Annotated in this window: 13 protein-coding genes; 6 read left to right on the plus strand and 7 right to left on the minus strand. The window is 44.1% G+C overall.

The window, feature by feature from the left end; translation table 11 throughout:
* Window positions 1-53: 53 nt before the first annotated feature.
* Entirely contained in the window at window positions 54-2219 is a 2166-nt protein-coding gene (pta, locus tag AB4307_RS13270; RefSeq protein ID WP_017062170.1) for a phosphate acetyltransferase, read from the minus strand.
* Window positions 2220-2366: 147 nt separating this feature from the next.
* Window positions 2367-3563 carry an acetate kinase gene (locus AB4307_RS13275; protein ID WP_017062169.1) on the minus strand — a complete coding sequence of 399 codons (1197 nt, stop codon included), beginning with the start codon at window positions 3561-3563 and terminating at the stop codon, window positions 2367-2369.
* A gap of 341 nt (window positions 3564-3904) precedes the next feature.
* Between AB4307_RS13275 and yfbV the strand changes: the two genes are divergently transcribed.
* From yfbV to AB4307_RS13290, 3 genes are all read left to right on the plus strand, one after another.
* Entirely contained in the window at window positions 3905-4357 is a 453-nt protein-coding gene (gene yfbV / locus AB4307_RS13280; RefSeq protein ID WP_017062168.1) for a terminus macrodomain insulation protein YfbV, read from the plus strand.
* A 302-nt stretch (window positions 4358-4659) separates the two neighbouring features.
* Window positions 4660-5625, plus strand: coding sequence for an ABC transporter substrate-binding protein (locus tag AB4307_RS13285; protein ID WP_372132053.1), 966 nt, complete (start codon window positions 4660-4662; stop codon window positions 5623-5625).
* Window positions 5626-5876: 251 nt separating this feature from the next.
* Window positions 5877-7343, plus strand: coding sequence for a GGDEF domain-containing protein (locus tag AB4307_RS13290; protein ID WP_372109818.1), 1467 nt, complete (start codon window positions 5877-5879; stop codon window positions 7341-7343).
* Window positions 7344-7481: 138 nt separating this feature from the next.
* Here the strand turns inward: AB4307_RS13290 and dusC are convergent, their stop codons facing one another.
* Entirely contained in the window at window positions 7482-8438 is a 957-nt protein-coding gene (gene dusC, locus AB4307_RS13295; protein WP_017069187.1) for a tRNA dihydrouridine(16) synthase DusC, read from the minus strand.
* Between the two features lie 175 nt (window positions 8439-8613).
* Here dusC and AB4307_RS13300 point away from each other — a divergent pair, with 175 nt between their 5' ends.
* A complete protein-coding gene (locus AB4307_RS13300) occupies window positions 8614-9234 on the plus strand; it encodes a YecA/YgfB family protein (RefSeq protein ID WP_017062164.1) in 621 nt (206 codons plus the stop codon).
* A 121-nt stretch (window positions 9235-9355) separates the two neighbouring features.
* On the opposite strand, the gene dsbB is transcribed toward AB4307_RS13300, so the two are convergent.
* Window positions 9356-9871 carry a disulfide bond formation protein DsbB gene (dsbB, locus tag AB4307_RS13305; protein ID WP_029235613.1) on the minus strand — a complete coding sequence of 172 codons (516 nt, stop codon included), beginning with the start codon at window positions 9869-9871 and terminating at the stop codon, window positions 9356-9358.
* A gap of 427 nt (window positions 9872-10298) precedes the next feature.
* Window positions 10299-11891: a Na(+)/H(+) antiporter NhaB gene (nhaB, locus tag AB4307_RS13310; RefSeq protein ID WP_136973544.1), complete on the minus strand. Its 1593-nt coding sequence runs from the start codon at window positions 11889-11891 to the stop codon at window positions 10299-10301.
* Between the two features lie 640 nt (window positions 11892-12531).
* On the opposite strand from nhaB, the gene fadR reads away from it, so the two are divergent.
* Window positions 12532-13371, plus strand: a complete 840-nt coding sequence (fadR, locus tag AB4307_RS13315) for a fatty acid metabolism transcriptional regulator FadR (RefSeq protein ID WP_017062161.1) — start codon at window positions 12532-12534, stop codon at window positions 13369-13371.
* 194 nt (window positions 13372-13565) lie between these two features.
* Here fadR and AB4307_RS13320 read toward each other — a convergent pair whose 3' ends face one another.
* Window positions 13566-14045, minus strand: coding sequence for a YehS family protein (locus AB4307_RS13320; protein WP_016783812.1), 480 nt, complete (start codon window positions 14043-14045; stop codon window positions 13566-13568).
* A 221-nt stretch (window positions 14046-14266) separates the two neighbouring features.
* Window positions 14267-16327 carry a methionine--tRNA ligase gene (gene metG / locus AB4307_RS13325; protein ID WP_017062160.1) on the minus strand — a complete coding sequence of 687 codons (2061 nt, stop codon included), beginning with the start codon at window positions 16325-16327 and terminating at the stop codon, window positions 14267-14269.
* Between the two features lie 157 nt (window positions 16328-16484).
* Here metG and apbC point away from each other — a divergent pair, with 157 nt between their 5' ends.
* Window positions 16485-17561, plus strand: coding sequence for an iron-sulfur cluster carrier protein ApbC (apbC, locus tag AB4307_RS13330; protein ID WP_009848619.1), 1077 nt, complete (start codon window positions 16485-16487; stop codon window positions 17559-17561).
* Window positions 17562-17701 lie beyond the last annotated feature (140 nt).

Genomic DNA, 17701 nt, shown 5'->3' on the forward strand with positions numbered 1-17701 from the left:
CGTAAAAAAACCCTAGATAAACATCTAGGGTTTTTGCTTTCTGAAAAAGAAAATTAGTTAACTACTTTTTCTTCAGCTTGCGCAGCTTGGTCTGCTTGGATAGCCGTTAGAGCTACTGTGTAAACGATATCGTCTACTAGAGCGCCACGAGACAAGTCATTTACTGGCTTGCGCATACCTTGAAGCATTGGACCGATAGATACTAGATCTGCTGAACGCTGTACAGCTTTGTAAGTCGTGTTACCCGTGTTTAAGTCTGGGAATACGAATACTGTCGCTTTACCTGCAACTGGAGAGTTAGGCGCTTTAGAAGCGGCTACGTTTTCCATGATTGCTGCATCGTACTGTAGAGGACCGTCGATCACTAGATCAGGACGCTTCTCTTGAGCAAGTTTCGTTGCTTCACGTACTTTATCTACGTCTGCACCCTTACCAGATTCACCAGTAGAGTAAGAGATCATAGCAACGCGTGGGTCGATACCGAATGCCGCAGCAGAATCTGCAGATTGGATAGCGATTTCAGCAAGCTGTTCAGCTGTTGGATCTGGGTTGATCGCACAGTCACCGTATACAAGAACTTGATCAGGCAGAAGCATGAAGAAGATCGAAGATACGATAGAAGCATCAGGAGCAGTCTTGATGATCTGGAACGGAGGAACGATAGTGTTCGCCGTTGTGTGAACAGCACCAGAAACTAGGCCGTCAACTTCGCCAGCTTCAAGCATCATAGTACCTAGGAATACTGAATCTTCTAGCTTCTCACGAGCAACAACTTCAGTCATACCTTTAGCGCCACGAAGTTCTACTAGACGAGCTACGTAGTTTTCGCGAACTGATGCAGAATCGATGATCTCAACGCCAGCGCCAAGCTCAACACCTTGCTGCGCTGCAACGCGACGGATTTCTTCAGGGTTACCTAGAAGTACACACGTTGCGATACCGCGCTCAGCACAGATAGCCGCAGCTTTAACTGTACGTGGCTCATCACCTTCAGGAAGAACGATGCGCTTAGCCGCTTTACGAGCAAATTCAGTTAGCTGGTAACGGAATGCTGGTGGGCTTAGACGACGGATGCCTTGAGTACCTTCAGATAGAGAATCAATCCAAGGGCCATCAATGTGGCTTGCAACGTGATCGTTAACGAACTCGATACGCTCTTTATCGTCTGCAGGAACTTCTAGGTTGAAGCTCTGTAGGTTTAGAGATGTCTGCCAAGTGTTACCTTGAGCCTTGAAGATCGGTAGACCTGAAGCGAATGCTGGTGCACAAAGGTTAGCAATGCTTTCTGGAATGTCGTAACCGCCAGTAAGCAGGATTGCGCCAATCTCAACACCGTTTTTCGCAGCAAGAGCCGCAGCAACGATAACGTCAGGACGGTCTGCAGAAGTTACTAGCAGTGAGCCTGGTTTGAAGTGCTCAATCATGTGCGGTAGAGAACGTGCACAGAAAGTGATGCTCTTAATACGACGAGTTGAGATTTCACCTTCGTTAACGATTTCAGCGTTAAGGTGCTTAGCCATATCAACCGCACGAGTTGCGATTAGATCGATGCTCCATGGCACGCAGCCAAGAACACGGATAGGGCTAGAGTTGAAGATTTGCATTACTTCAAGGTTCGCTTGCTGAGCACTGTCTGCATCATCAAAGATTTCAGATAGGTCAGGGCGAGTACGGCCAGCCTCATCAACAGGAGCGTTAAGCTTGTTGATGATTACGCCTTTGATGTTTTTGTTCTTAGTACCGCCGAAGTTAGAACATGCTACTTCTATACGCTCTTTAAGCTGCGTAGGGTTGTCAGTACCAGGAGTCGCAACGAATACGATCTCCGCGCCAAGTGTTTTTGCGATTTCCGCGTTCACTTGGTTAGCAAATGGGTGCTTACGAGTAGGTACTAGACCTTCGATTAGCGTAACTTCTGCGTCTTTGTTGATCTTGTTGTATTGCTCAACAACAGACTCAAGAAGCTCGTCCATTTTTTCGCTACCGATCAAAGCTTCAGCTTTAGTCATTGCGATTGGCTCACCAATCTTAATGTCGCTGTTTGCGCTGATGATAGTAGACGTTAGATCTGGTTGGTTACCACCGCTGCGAGGCTGAGCGATTGGCTTGTAGAAAGAAACACTTACGCCCTTACGCTCCATAGCGCGAAGAACACCCATGCTAACACTAGTAAGACCAACACCAGCGCTTGTAGGGATAAGCATAATAGTACGTGACATTGACGAACACCTTTGACTATTGGAAATAAAAAAAGCTCAACTGCTATTCCCACCGATATTTAAATTGGGGTAGGAATAGAAGTTGAGCCCCATTTTCTTGATATGAAAAACTGACTAGCTTCGAATGAAGCTAGTCAGGAAAATCAATTAAAGACCTGCTAGTTTCGCAGTGTCTTCAGCAATTACTAGCTCTTCGTTAGTAGAGATAACCATTGCAGGGATACGGCTGTTAGCTGTAGTGATAGTACCTTCGCCGCCGAAACGAGCTTTAAGGTTAGCTTCACCGTCAACTTCGATACCGAAGATGCCTAGGCGGTTAAGAACCATTTCACGGATTGGGCCTGAGTTCTCGCCGATGCCGCCAGTGAAAGTGATTGCGTCTAGACGACCTTCTAGAGTTGCAGTGTAACCAGCTACGTACTTAGCTAGACGGTGACAGAACACGTCCATTGCACGAGTTGCTTCTTCTTTCTCACCGTAGTTGTCTTCAACGAAACGACAGTCAGAAGTCACTTCAGTTAGACCAGCAAGACCAGACTCTTTAGTTAGCATGTTGTTGATTTCTTCAACAGAGTAACCAAGTGCGTCGTGTAGGTGGAAGATGATTGCAGGGTCTAGGTCACCACAACGAGTACCCATTACAAGACCTTCAAGAGGAGTAAGACCCATAGAAGTGTCTACAGATTTACCGTTCTTGATTGCACATACAGAAGCGCCGTTACCTAGGTGACAGTTGATGATGTTAACTTCTTCAACTGGCTTGTTTAGTAGGCCTGCAACTTCACGAGTGATGAATAGGTGAGAAGTACCGTGCATGCCGTAACGACGGATGCCGTGCTCTTTGTACAGGTTGTACGGTAGAGCGTATAGGTAAGACTCAGAAGGCATTGTTTGGTGGAACGCAGTGTCAAAAACAGCAACGTTTTGTAGACCAGGGAAGTTCTGTTGAGCCGCTTCGATACCGATAAGGTGAGCAGGGTTGTGAAGAGGTGCGAAAGTCGCAGCGTCTTGAATACCCTTAAGAACTTCATCAGTGATAAGTGCAGAAGAAGTGAACTGCTCGCCACCGTGTACGATACGGTGACCGATAGCGCCAAGGTTAGCTTTAAGCTCAGGCTTAGAAGCAAGAATAGTTTCTACCATGAAAGATAGTGCTTCTACGTGAGCTGCGCCCGCGCCTAGTTGTGCTTCATGCTTGCCATCAAGTTTCCACTTCATACGAGCTTCTGGAAGACCTAGACACTCAGCAAGACCAGTTAGGTGCTCTGCACCTGTTTCTGCATCAACAACAGCGAATTTAAGAGAAGAACTACCACAGTTTAAAACTAAAACTAGCTTAGACATTAATGACTACCTGTTTATTTTTCTGATCGAAATCAGTTAAGGATGAAAATTAATCTCAAGAATAGTCGAAGCACATAGGCTTGCGTACTAACCTTGGTCAAAAAAACGTTAATTTCCGTATAAAGTGAAAGCGCTCTTTATCAAAAAGAGGCTTGTGCATTCCTTGCAGAAGTCTTCTCAAAGTTGCTTAAATTGTAAATAAGGGCAACAATGAGATTGAGGTCTGCAAATAATAGCGATATTGTGCAAATATAACAAAAAAATTTGAAAGAATATTATTTTTCGTCAAATTTTTGTGTTTTTAGTTGATGATTTCAACTTTTTTTTAATGGGAGACTCATATGAGCAATAGAGTTGGTTTAGCTAGCAGTTTAAAAGATGGCCAAAAGTACATGGATCTCTGGCCTGTTCGAAAAGAGTTAAACGCTATTTTCCCTGAGCAACGCATTATTAAAGCGACCCGTTTTGGCGTGAAAGTGATGCCTGCGATTGCCGCTATCAGTGTTCTTACACAAATGGTCTTTAATAATTACCAAGCGATGCCACAGGCTGTGGTTATGGCTTTGTTTGCGATCAGCTTGCCGCTACAAGGTATGTGGTGGTTGGGCAATCGCTCAAATACACAACTTCCGCCGGCGCTAGTATCGTGGTACCGCGAACTGCATGAAAAGATCACTGAAACGGGTTTTGCGTTAGAGCCTATGAAGCCGCGCCCTCGCTATAAAGAATTGGCAATCATTTTAAATCGTGCCTTTCGTCAGTTAGATAAATCCTCAATGGAGCGTTGGTTCTAAAGAATCCCAGCTCTCCCTCTTGTCTGAGAACAACTATTCATCTTCTATAGCTTGTTCTCAGATTTGCTCCTCTTTTTGTTACCTCGCTTACTTTCCGTTTAGCTTACCTGTCCTTATTCACTTGGTTTCTTACCTTCCTCCGAAGTCAATATAACCTTTCTCACATAACTCGAGCCTTGTTGTATTTTTGTTAAATATCACTTCAAGTTATCAATGGTTACTGGTAATAATGTCAATAGTGATTTTGATGTTGTTCTCTTTGAGCGAGTAATGACGGGTAGAGCTTGATTCAGGGAGCGATAATGAGTTCTGTAAGAAAGGTATTGGCAGCGGTTTTAAGTTGCTTGATGTTGCTATGGACTGGCAATGCAATGGCAAACGTGACAAAAGTGTCGGTTTCACAAGTTGTTGACCATCCAGATCTGAATGCGACACGTTTAGGGCTTCTTGAAGGATTGAGAGCCAATGGTTATGAACCCGGTAAGAACTTAGAATTCTCCTATGAAATGGCGAATGGTAACCCGGCTCAGGCAGCCAAGATTGCCAGAGAGCTCGTCAGTGAAAATCCACATGTACTTGTTGGTATCGCGACACCGACTTCACAAGCCTTAGTGTCGGCGACTCGCTCGATTCCTATCGTGTTTACCGCGGTTACGGATCCTATCGGCGCTAGGCTCGTTAAACAATTAGAAAAGCCGGGGCGTAATGTCACGGGGCTTTCTGACTTATCTCCGATCACTCAGCATGTGTCATTAATCAAAGAACTGCTCCCTGAAGCTAATTCAATCGGTGTAGTTTACAACCCAGCAGAAGCAAATGCCGTTGCGTTAGTTGGGTTATTGAGAAAGGCAACTCGAGATTTCGGTTATACACTTCACACCGAAAAAGCGCTGACTGTTGACGATGTCGAAGCAAAAGCAGAATCCATTGCTAAGAAGTCCGATGTTATCTATGCCTTGACCGATAATACGGTTGCAAGCGGCATGGAGGGTCTTATCAAAGCGGCTAACCATGCAGATACGCCAGTCGTCGCAGGCGCCACATCTTATGTCGGAAAGGGAGCGATTGCTGGTTTAGGTCTAGATTATTATGATGTTGGGGTTCAGACCGCGGATTATGTCGCAGCCATTCTGGAAGGACAGAAGCCCGGGAAGTTGAGTGTCAAAACTGCGCAGAGCTCTCAGCTGGTGGTCAACCTAGATGCTGCTCGTGAGCTTGGCGTGACAGTGCCTCAATCTGTGATTGAGCGTGCGGTCATTAGCCGGTGAATTGAGTTTGGTGTTAGGTGAGCTAATAGGCCATAAGTCATATTATTAACAGCATTGAAATGGGCTCAGATAACAAACTCACCTGCTCTATATGTTGGCGCTTCTCTATTTTATTCATTTGTAAGCGGTTATTTGACCGTTAGGTGTGTCGTTAATATCAATTTACATTATTTTACGTCGAGCGAATTGCCGATTAATGTAATAATATTAATGGGGAAAATGAAAATAGCTGAACGCTAAGAGCACATTATATGAAAGTAAATAGGCACTTTAGCCTAACCTTTGTTTTCGGGTTTCCCGCTGTGATCGCCGCGATGTTACTTGGCCTAATAGGAAAGAATCATTTTGACGCGGTAGAAAAAGATATCAGTAGTGAGTTTCATCGTATTGAAGATGTGTTCAAAAGAACCACAAAAGTGGCGACAGCCCTAGACTACAGCTTCTCCAACTATTATAAATCAGGAAACCCTCTCTTTCTTGATCACAACAAACATGTTGTGGATGGTCTTTGCCAAATTTGGCCTATTGATGTATTGCTACTTGCCGACGGTAAAACCTCAGACATTCCCTCTGTCGATATCGACTATATGCTAATCGGTCAAGAGTCTCTTTGTTCTGAAAGCAGTGATAGTTATAAGAGCGCGTCAGAAAAAATAGCGTTAGCTCCTATTCTTTCATTTTTATCCCAGCTTGATGAATACCATGCCGGCGTGCACTTTATTGATACGAGCGGCTATGTGATCTCTTCACCTGAAGGTTTTGCCAAAGGGCTGAGCAAAGAGTTACTCGCGACCATAAAGAGTCGTCCTTATTGGCAGAAAACTGCCAACAACCCTGACCAACTCACCCTTTCAGGCCCTGGTTATCGTTTTGATTCCCTTGACCGTATAATCAGTATGACGATCCCTGTATTCCATAAAGGCGTTCACCAAGGGATGCTGTCGGTGGATATTAATGCTGACAAGCTGCTCGCAAACTCGAATGAGCATCTTGCAGGTCGGATCGATATCATTGATACCACTTTAGCGACTCCGGTAGATTCTGCTGCTTTTTATCACGAGATCAAACTGGATGGTGTCTCGTCTCACCATGCGATGTATTACAAATTAGACATCGCGAAAGAGGTTGAGCACTTTTTCGTCTACGAGAAAGACAGCCTTATTGTTGCCATCATTGTGTATCTGTTCTCAGTAACCATCTTCTTCTACGTCAATTCCAATATTGAACGTGGTTACTTCAAAGATCTCGCAGCCAAAGACCCTATGACAGGGTTATTGAATCGTCGTGGCTTAGAAGCGTTCTGGCGCAGTGTAGAGCACGATCAACTGTTTGCATTAACCGTCTTCGATATTGATGATTTTAAGTCAATTAACGACACCTACGGCCACGATAAGGGGGATGATGTGATTCGTTATATGTCGCGTCAGATCAGCAACAGTATTCGAAGCAGTGACGTTGCAGCACGGTTTGGCGGTGAAGAGTTTGTCGTTTATATGAAAGGCGAAGATCGTGAAACTTTGATGAGAACATTAGAGCGAGTGAAGAATGCGATTTGTTCCACTTCAGCCGACATTATTCCAAATGGATTTACGGTGTCTGGCGGTGTCTGCATTGTTGAAACTGAGCAAAGTAAACTTAACTTCGATGAGATATTTAAGTACGCCGATGAAAAGCTGTACGTGGCTAAGACGACGGGTAAAGACCGTCTTAAATTTTAACCACGTTATTGAATCGATGCTTTGTATGCAAATGAAAATGAAAATGAAAGAGGGAAGAGCGAACGTGTCTACCAAGCAAAGCTTATTTGCACCGGTAAACACGTTTGTAGCGTTGGGTATTTAACCCTAAACATAATCTTAAACAGGTTGGCGGCGTTCTTCTTGATAACGCTGAAGGCGTTCTACAATCGGTGGCGCCTTTTTGAAAGTACGAATTTCTTTAAACAGTTCGTTCGCTTCAGGGTAGCCTTTACTTAGATAAACAAACCACTGCTTCACTCTATTGGGGTAGTACATGCCTTTGTCCCCTTTAATTTGAAACTCTGAATAGCGCAGCAAAAGTTCAATGACTTTATCCCACGGCATTTTCTGGTGGTTGTGCTTAACGACGTTACCAAGGTTTGGAATATTGAAAGCACCACGGCAGACCATTAATGAATCGACGCCTGTTGCTTCTATGCAATCTTGACCATCTTGATAGTTCCAGATCTCCCCATTAGCAATCAACGGCAGAGATGTTTTTTCTCTTATTTGATTGATGAAGTCCCATTTGATTTCGCTGGCTTTATAGCCGCCAACTTTGGTTCTTGCATGCACGGTGAGTTCGTCAGCTTTGGCTTGTTCGATGGCATCGACGATTTCAAAGCACTCTTCCGGATGCTCCCAACCTAATCGAATCTTTGCGGACACAGGAATGTGTGCCGGTACCGCTTCTCGACAGGCGTTCACCACTTGATAGATGAGCTCTGGCTCTTTTAGCAATGAAGCGCCACCATTACTTTTGTTGACCGCTTTTGCTGGGCAACCAAAATTAAGATCGATCCCTTTCGCGCCTAAGCTAGCAGCTTGAAAAGCATTCTCGGCCATCCAATTTGGGTGTTGCCCTAGAAGTTGGAGATGGATTGGCACACCAGCCATGGTCTGAGAGCCTTGATGTAGCTCAGGGCAAATACGGTGGAACACATGCGGGGGAAGAAGTTGATCTACGACGCGCACAAACTCTGTCACACAGAGATCGTAATCATTAATCTCTGTGAGAATTTCACGCATTAGGTGGTCTAGAACGCCCTCCATAGGGCCAAGTATTACGCGCATGTTGCTTTACCAAAACTGAATGAACCGAAAAATTCGAGGCGTGATTGTACGGTGTGCTTACAGAATTGTCACTATGAGTGTGGTGCATGTCTTAATGATGGTTTCGTCTCTTAATAGCGACATCTTTGGGAGGATGGCGTTATAATATCGAAAATGCCCAATATCCAGAGCTTTCATGACATATCAATTATTAAGCCTACCAGAATCAATCACTGACATTACTCCGCAGTTTATGGAAGGTGCAATCCTTGCCTCTAACTTAGCGACCAAACCACTCGATCCAGAAGAGTGGCTGGTTATCGTTGCGCCTGAAGCGGGTAAAGAGCTGGTAACAACGGTAACAGAACAGATTAATCGCCAGCACAACCTGATTCAGCGTAATGAATACCTATTAACAGACGTACTGGCTGAAGGTGACTTTAACGAACAGTTCGCTGATTTTTCTGAAGGCTTCATGATGGTTTGGCCAACAGTGGAAGAGCAGTGGCAGAGCGTGACAGTCGCGGATGGTACTCTGCGCATGTTGCAAGCGCTCTTAACCACCTTGATGCTTGCGATTGATGAAGAGCAAACTCAACAACAAATGATCGCTGCAGGGCTTACTAACCCACCATCGCTTGCCGATTTAGTGGGTCAAGTCGATCTGATGATCTCAGAAGTGGCAATGGCAGCGGATGAAGCTATGTTGGGCAATAAGTCCCAGAGCGTGAACCCGTTTAAAGACATTGGTCGAAACGACCTTTGCCCTTGTGAAAGCGGCAAGAAGTTTAAACAATGCTGCGGTAAAAGCAGCTAATCACGGCTTGTTGAGCAACTAAGTTTGTGTGAATAACAGACTCTCTTAATATGTTCAAAAGCTTAAGTAATAAAAAAGTCGACCTCGTGGTCGACTTTTTTGTTGTCCAAGTGTCAACGGCTTACTGCAAGTCCTTTTTCGACTTCACAAATTGAGAAATAACCACAATACCGAAAGCAACCAAGTTACCTGCAAAGATAATTACTAGCCACTGAGGCATAGAAAGATCGAAGAACTGCCACACAACCTTGCTGCAATCGCCGTAAGCCTCAAACATCCACGGAGCCCATTGGTTTAAAGGCGCCCAGCTAGGGAAGGTTACGAATAAGTCGCAGGTTGCGAAAGGGGACGGATTGAACTGGTAATCGACGTGCTCTAAAGCAAGCATCAAACCTTTGTATGCGCCAAATCCCCAGCTAGCAAGGCCTAACCAGCGTGATATTGGGTTATTCGGGGCAATCGCACCAATCATGGCGGCAACACCGATAGCGAGCATAGCAACGCGCTCATAGATACACATCACGCAAGGACCAAGCATCATCACGTGTTGGAAGAAGAGAGCGCACGCTTCAAAAAAGACAATAAAAGCCAGCAGTAAAAGCCAAGATAAACGTCCCTTAGAGAAGTCTTTGATCATTGCTAAAAAGTTCACGAATTGAATCCTGTCTATAAAATAAAAAAGCCCTGATTACTCAGAGCTTTTTATCTTGGATAAGTTTCCTAATCAACTAATATTTTTGATTAGCTAGGGCGTGTTGACCTTTCGCGATTAAATTTTGTTCGAGATAAAAGCGTTTTAATCGCGGCGAGGGGGAAGTAGCCTAGTCATTCTAAGCAAATCCCCCTCAACAAAGAGTAAAACGCTTTTTGCGGGGGCGCCCAGCTCGAACCCTTCGGGCAGTGTTTGCTGGTCATTTCTACTACGTTATCGGCTTCTCATGTAGGCTAGCTACACATCAAAGCCTCTGCCTTGTATAAATACCCAGCAACTCGCTGCAAAAATCAGCTCGAAAGGTCAACACGCCCTCGACACACTTATTGTGGTTTGCGACACAATGTTTAGCTTAATGACCACCAGAGATAACTGGAGCAACGACTTCACCAGTGCGTTGAATGATCCAACCTGCATCATAGAACCATGCTGTCATTGGCTCTACGAAGAACACAATGCCTGCTAGGCCAACCAGTGCCAATACGATGGTGTATGGCAACGCCATGATAACCATGCGACCGTAAGACAATCTAATTAACGGAGCAAGTGCTGATGTTAATAGGAATAGGAATGCAGCCTGGCCGTTTGGCGTTGCAACAGAAGGTAGGTTAGTACCAGTGTTGATAGCAACAGCAAGTAGGTCGAACTGATCACGAGTGATGATGCCTTCAACCAGTGCAGTTTTCACTTCGTTAATGTAAACCGTACCGACGAACACGTTATCTGAAACCATCGATAAAATACCGTTGGCAATATAGAAGAGTGCGAGCTGTGCGCCTTTATCTTCAACGTGAAGTACTGCATCGATGACTGGCTTAAATAGAGCTTGGTCGATGATCACAGCAACAACAGCGAAGAAAACGGCAAGAAGTGCAGTAAATGGCAGCGCTTCTTCAAAGGCTTTACCCATAGAGTGTTCTTCAATAACACCCGTAAATGCTGTAGCTAAGATGATCACAGACAGGCCAATCAAACCTACTTCAGCAACGTGAAGTGCAAGGCCGACGATAAGCCAAACTGCGATTGCACTTTGAACCCATAGTTTTGCTACGTCTTGCTTTGTGCGGTTTGCACGTTCTTTGTTGTCAAACTCAACTAAGATTTGGCGAACATTCATTGGTAGTTGAGCACCGTAACCAAACACTTTGAATTTCTCGACAAGTGCACAAGTTAAAATACCGCAGAAGAAAACAGGTAGTGTTACTGGCAGCATACGGATGATAAATTCACCGAACTCCCAACCTGCTTGCTTAGCAATTACCAAGTTTTGTGGTTCTCCTACCATGGTCATTACACCACCCAGTGCTGTACCCACACCAGCGTGCATTAGCAGTGAACGTAGGAAAGCACGGTAGTTTTCTAGGTCATCACGAGTTAGCTCTGAGATCTCTTCATCATGAGTATGATCGTGCGAAGACGTTGTGCCCTTGCCTGATGCAACCTTGTGGTAGATAGAGTAGAAGCCGACCGCAACGCTAATAACTACGGCGATTACTGTTAGTGCATCTAGGAATGCTGATAAGAAAGCGGCAGCAACACAGAAGGCAACGGAGAGTAAAATTTTAGATTGGATGCCAAGCAAGATCTTCGTGAAAATGAACAAAAGCAGTTCTTTCATGAAGTAAATGCCAGCAACCATGAATACGAGCAAGAGTAATACAGGAAGGTTTGCTTGCAGCTCGTGATAAACCATTTCTGGTTTGGTCATGCCAATGGCGACTGCTTGAATAGCTAATAGACCACCCGGTTGAAGTGGGTAGCATTTGAGAGCCATAGCTAGAGTGAAAATAAACTCAACCACCAATAGCCAGCCCGCAACAAATGGGTCAACTAGGAAGAAAACAAACGGGTTGATGATTAAAAAGGAAATGATGGCAAGTTTATACCAATCAGGAGCTTTACCAAGGAAGTTCTTGATAAAAGCGTTTCCGAGAGACATCGGCATGTTAATACTCTTTTATGTTGATTATGAATAGACAAGCAATACAACATTTTGAGAATCGAGCTATAGAAATTGTTAAAAACTATAACTAACAGTGACTTAGAAAAACTACATTCCATGTAATGTTCTGTGGTCTTGCCAAGTCACTCCCTTAGAAACTCAAGCACTGCTTATTTTTGAGCGCAACTTTACTCTTAGATAACATTTAGTCAACAGGAAAAGCCCTGTAGCCCTAAAAATACCTCTTTTTTGTTGAGAAACGCGATCAAAGTAGCGCAAGCATACCACTTAAAATGTGATAAAAACCGACTAGAATCAATATTTCAGCGAAATGATTGAAAATTACAGAATAACGACGGCTTATATATGATTATTACAACTTAATATTGCAAATTAATAGCTTTAAAAATATGACCAATCCCATTGATTTTAAAGAAAAATTGTTGTGTTAACGGTTTGTTTAAATGGTGGTTTAGAGTCGCTTGCTTTACAAACCTGAGGTGCAAACGTGTGCTGAACTTTAGAGTTATAACTCTAACGGTGTTTAGGGTGAGTAAAATTTTTGAGGGTGTTTCCGCTAGGTGTGAACTAGTGGTATGATGAGTAAATTAGAACAGAATAATTAAATTGGATTGAAGTGTAGATGGTCATTAAGGCGAAGAGCCCGGCAGGATTTGCAGAGAAGTATATCATTGAAAGTATTTGGAATGGCCGTTTCCCTCCAGGTTCTATCTTGCCCGCAGAGCGTGAGCTTTCTGAGCTGATTGGTGTTACACGTACTACGCTTCGTGAAGTACTACAACGTCTTGCTCGTGATGGTTGGTTGACAATCCAACATGGCAAACCAACTAAAGTTAACCAGTTTATGGAAACCTCAGGTCTTCATATCCTTGATACGCTAATGACGTTGGACGTTGATAACGCAAGCAAAATGGTAGAAGACCTGCTTGCTGCTCGTACTAATATCAGCCCGATCTTTATGCGTTATGCATTCAAAGCAAACAAAGAAGCTTCAGAGCGTACTATCAGTAACGTGATTGAATCTTGTGAAGCGCTACTTGCGGCACCAACTTGGGATGAGTTCCTAGAATCGTCGCCATACGCTGACAAGATCAAACAAGCGGTAAAAGAAGATTCAGAAAAAGATGAAGCGAAACGTCAGACGATCTTAATCGCGAAGACTTTCAACTTCTATGATTACATGCTTTTCCAACGTTTGGCATTCCACTCAGGCAACCAGATTTACGGCCTGATCTTTAACGGTGTGCGTAAACTTTATGACCGTATCGGTAGCTACTACTTCTCTAACCCAGAAGCACGACGTTTAGCGATGGACTTTTATAAAGAGTTGTTCATTATCTGTGAAAGTGGCGAGCGCGAAACTTTGCCATTAGTGATTCGTAACTACGGTATCGCAAGTGCACAAGTTTGGAATGAAATGAAAACGACATTGCCGACGAACTTCACTGAAGACGACAGCTAAGCCATAGGTTTACTATTGTTGTTCCTGTTTAGTCAGTGACGTAAAGAAAACGAAAAAGCGGCGAGATAATTCAATTATCTCGCCGCTTTTTATTTATCTGTCGTTACTAGAAAATTATCAGTGGGTCAGTTACTTACCTATGACGAGTAATTTATCTATGTGTAGCAACTTAAAATTTATCTAGGAGTAGTAACTTAACCCGTAAACTCTTCTGAGTCTGGACGGTTGGTAAATTGCACACCGTTTAGAAAATCGCAAAGTAGTTGGTCTTCACACACTTTGTAGTTTTTGTTTTCTGGCTTGCGGAAGTAAGCGCCGATTTCGTACTTGCTCAAGCTAATGCCAACCACTTCTAGTACGTCCAAAACATCTTCTGCTTTCATGTTCAATGCGATACGAAGCTTCATGAAGATCATGTTGTTCGTCAGTGCAACTTCAGGTTTAGGTTGCTCGCCTTCTTTTTTGCCACGCTTAAGGTTGATGAAACCATTTAGGAATACCGCTAACTCTTTATCTTTCATCTTAGAGCATGACTTGTCGTTGTCATCTTTTAGCCAGTTAATCACTTGGTCATGAGCAACAGTCACATCAGCTTGTTCGATAGCTTTGATGATTTGTGCATTTTTAAGGTTTAGTGCGTGTTGAATACGACGCAAGATTTCGTTGTTAGTCACTGGGGATTCCTAAAAAGGGTTTTAGAGTAAAGAGGTGTTGGTTTAGCCTATTTTTGTCGACGAACCAATTTCTACTCTACATAGCATAGTTGACGGCGACTCTAACAGAGAACGCTAATTTTCGGTAGATATAAAAAATCCCCAATGCTGATTAACTCTTTCAAGTCAAAAATGCATTAGGGATTTAGTGATGGGTGCTTGTTATCTGACTGGAGTCAGAATTACATTACACGCATACCAGGTTGAGCACCTTCGTGTGGCTCAAGGATCCATAGGTCGCTGCCGCCAGGGCCCGCTGCTAGGATCATGCCTTCAGACATACCAAACTTCATCTTACGAGGTTTTAGGTTTGCTACCATTACAGTTAGCTTGCCTTCTAGCTCTTCAGGTTTGTATGCTGATTTGATACCAGAGAATACTTGGCGAGTCTCACCACCGATGTCTAGTTGGAACTTCAGTAGTTTGTTCGCTTTTGGTACTTCTTCACAAGAGATGATACGAGCGATACGCATGTCTACTGCTGCAAAGGCATCGAACTCAATCTCGTCTGCGATTGGCTCTTTGTCTAGCTCAGTTTGGCTTGCTTGCTCTTTTTCAGCTTCTGCTTTTTCTTTCGCTGCTGCTTCAGCGGCTGCATCTTCTTTAGAAGACTCAACCATTGCTTCCACTTTCTTAGGGTCAATGCGGTTGAATAGCGCTTTGAACTTAGTGATCTCGTGATCAGTTAGCGGAGTAGCAATCGCTTCCCACGTTAGCTCTTCGTTTAGGAAAGCTTCAGTGCGAGCTGCAAGCTCTGGCATCACTGGTTTCAGGTAAGCCATCAGTACGCGGAATAGGTTAATACCTACAGAAGAAACTTGTTGAAGCTCAGCTTCTTTGCCTTCTTCTTTTGCAAGAACCCAAGGTGCTTTTTCGTCGATGTACTGGTTAGCTTTATCCGCTAGTGCAGTGATTTCACGGATAGCACGGCTGAATTCACGAGTTTCGTATAGCTCACCGATACGCTCAGCAGCAGCAACGAATTCGTTGTATAGCTCAGGCTCTGCAAATTCAGCAGCTAGCTTGCCTTCAAAACGCTTAGTAATGAAGCCAGCGTTACGAGAAGCTAGGTTAACAATCTTGTTTACTACGTCAGCGTTTACACGTTGAGTGAAGTCTTCAAGGTTAAGATCTAAGTCATCGATGCGGCTGTTTAGTTTCGCAGCGTAGTAGTAACGTAGACACTCAGGGTCTAGGTGGTTTAGGTACGTGCTTGCTTTGATGAATGTGCCTTTCGACTTAGACATCTTCGCACCGTTCACTGTTACGTAGCCGTGTACGAATACGTTGTTTGGCTTACGGAAACCTGCGCCGTCTAGCATTGCTGGCCAGAATAGGCTGTGGAAGTAAACAATGTCTTTACCGATGAAGTGGTAAAGCTCAGTTGTGCTGTCTTTCTTCCAGTATTCATCGAAGTTTAGATCGTCACGTTTGTCACATAGGTTCTTGAAAGAAGCCATGTAGCCAACAGGTGCGTCTAGCCATACGTAGAAGAACTTGTCTTTTTCGCCTGGGATTTCAAAGCCGAAGTAAGGTGCATCACGTGAGATATCCCACTGTTGCAGACCAGACTCAAACCATTCCTGCATTTTGTTTGCAGTTTCATTCTGTAGAGAGCCAGAACGAGTCCACTCTTTAAGCATGCTTTCGAACTGAGGTAGGTCGAAGAAGAAGTGCTCAGAGTCTTTCATTACTGGAGTTGCGCCAGAAACCGCTGATTTAGGATTAATTAGCTCAGTTGGGCTGTATGTCTCACCACAGTTATCACAGTTATCACCATACTGGTCTTCTGACTTACACTTAGGGCAAGTACCTTTTACGAAGCGGTCTGGTAGGAACATCTCTTTCTCAGGATCGAAAAGCTGAGAAATAGTGCGGCTAGAAATGAAGCCGTTCTTTTTAAGTTCTAAGTAGATGTGAGAAGCCAGTTCACGGTTCTCTTCGCTGTGTGTGCTGTGGTAGTTATCAAAGCTGATATCAAAGCCAGCGAAGTCTTTTTGGTGCTCTTCACTAACAGCAGCGATCATCTCTTCTGGCGTGATACCCATCTGTTGAGCTTTAAGCATAATTGGCGTGCCGTGAGCATCGTCAGCACAGATGAAGTTTACAGTGTTGCCACGTAGACGCTGGTATCGAACCCAGATATCAGCTTGGATATGCTCAAGCATATGGCCAAGGTGAATAGAGCCGTTAGCGTACGGAAGCGCACAAGTTACCAAAAGTTGTCTTGGATCAGTTGCCATACTTAATAATTCGCTTTTTTGATAGGTATAAATTTGAGAGGTAATACTACTTTATAACGTGTGATACGCCAAGGTATCAGACTAAGGATTCCCCTAGTTTTTTAGGGGTTCAGTCTTCATCTCGTGGGTGATAGCATAAATAAAAAAAGGAGTCCCAATGCGTAACTTTACTTCTAAGCAAGATTTCTGTTCATGGTTGAATGAGTTCGAGTCACCAATCCTCATCCCAGAGTGGGCGCTACACCAAAATATTGTATCGGTTGATCCGCGTGGATCATTTGTTATCACCTTACCTTTTGCCGCTAATCAGCTTGCGGTTGAATTGGAACAGTGGATTCACTCTCAGATTGAACAACAGCTTGTTAGCGCTTTTCAGTTTGAAGTGAAGGTGAAGCCGTCTGCGTTAGAAACCACGGTTGCGACACCATTGAAGGGGGTGAAGAACATCATCGCCGTGACATCTGCAAAGGGTGGGGTGGGTAAATCGACCACTTCAGTCAACCTTGCTTTGGCTTTATCTAAGTCTGGTTCAAAAGTGGGTTTGTTGGATGCGGATATCTATGGTCCTTCTGTACCTATGATGCTTGGCCAATTAGATGCGAAACCAGAAGTCCAGAATAACAAGTGGATGATGCCAATCGAAGCGCACGGTATTTTCACTCACTCTATCGGTTATCTTGTGTCGAAAGATGACGCTGCGATTTGGCGCGGTCCAATGGCGGCCAAGGCTTTAGGTCAGCTTGTTAACGAAACCGTATGGCCAGAGTTGGATTATCTAGTTATTGATATGCCACCGGGCACGGGCGATATTCAGCTGACGTTATCGCAACAGATCCCAGTGACCGGGGCTGTAGTGGTGACCACTCCTCAAGATTTGGCGCTAGCGGATGCACGTAAAGGCGTAGCGATGTTTGATAAGGTGAGTGTGCCAGTCGCAGGCTTAGTTGAAAACATGAGCTATCATATTTGTAGTCACTGTGGTGAGAAAGAGCATATCTTTGGTGCTGGTGGTGCCGAAGCTATGTCAGAAGAGTTTTACCTCGATATTTTGGCACAGATCCCTCTTCATATTGATGTGCGAGAAGATATCGATGCAGGTTGCCCGACGGTGATTCGTCGTCCAGATAGTGAACATACACGTCACTACTTAGAGCTTGCAGAGAATGTGGCTGCGAAGATGTTCTGGACCGGCAAGGCGAGACCAGAAGCGATTAACTTCTCTATGGTTGAATAACGAATCTATGGTTGAATAGCGCAAGTTAATCACAAAGTCGTTTAAATATAGTTTGGATTAGATAAACAGCGGTGGATTTAAGTCAATATCCATTGGGCTTGTGCAAATAGTTGTAGGCAAGTTATTTGAAAGCAAACGAT

Source organism: Vibrio sp. 10N.261.52.C2, assembly GCF_041471425.1.
In the GTDB taxonomy this organism is placed as follows: Bacteria; Pseudomonadota; Gammaproteobacteria; order Enterobacterales; family Vibrionaceae; genus Vibrio; species Vibrio crassostreae_C.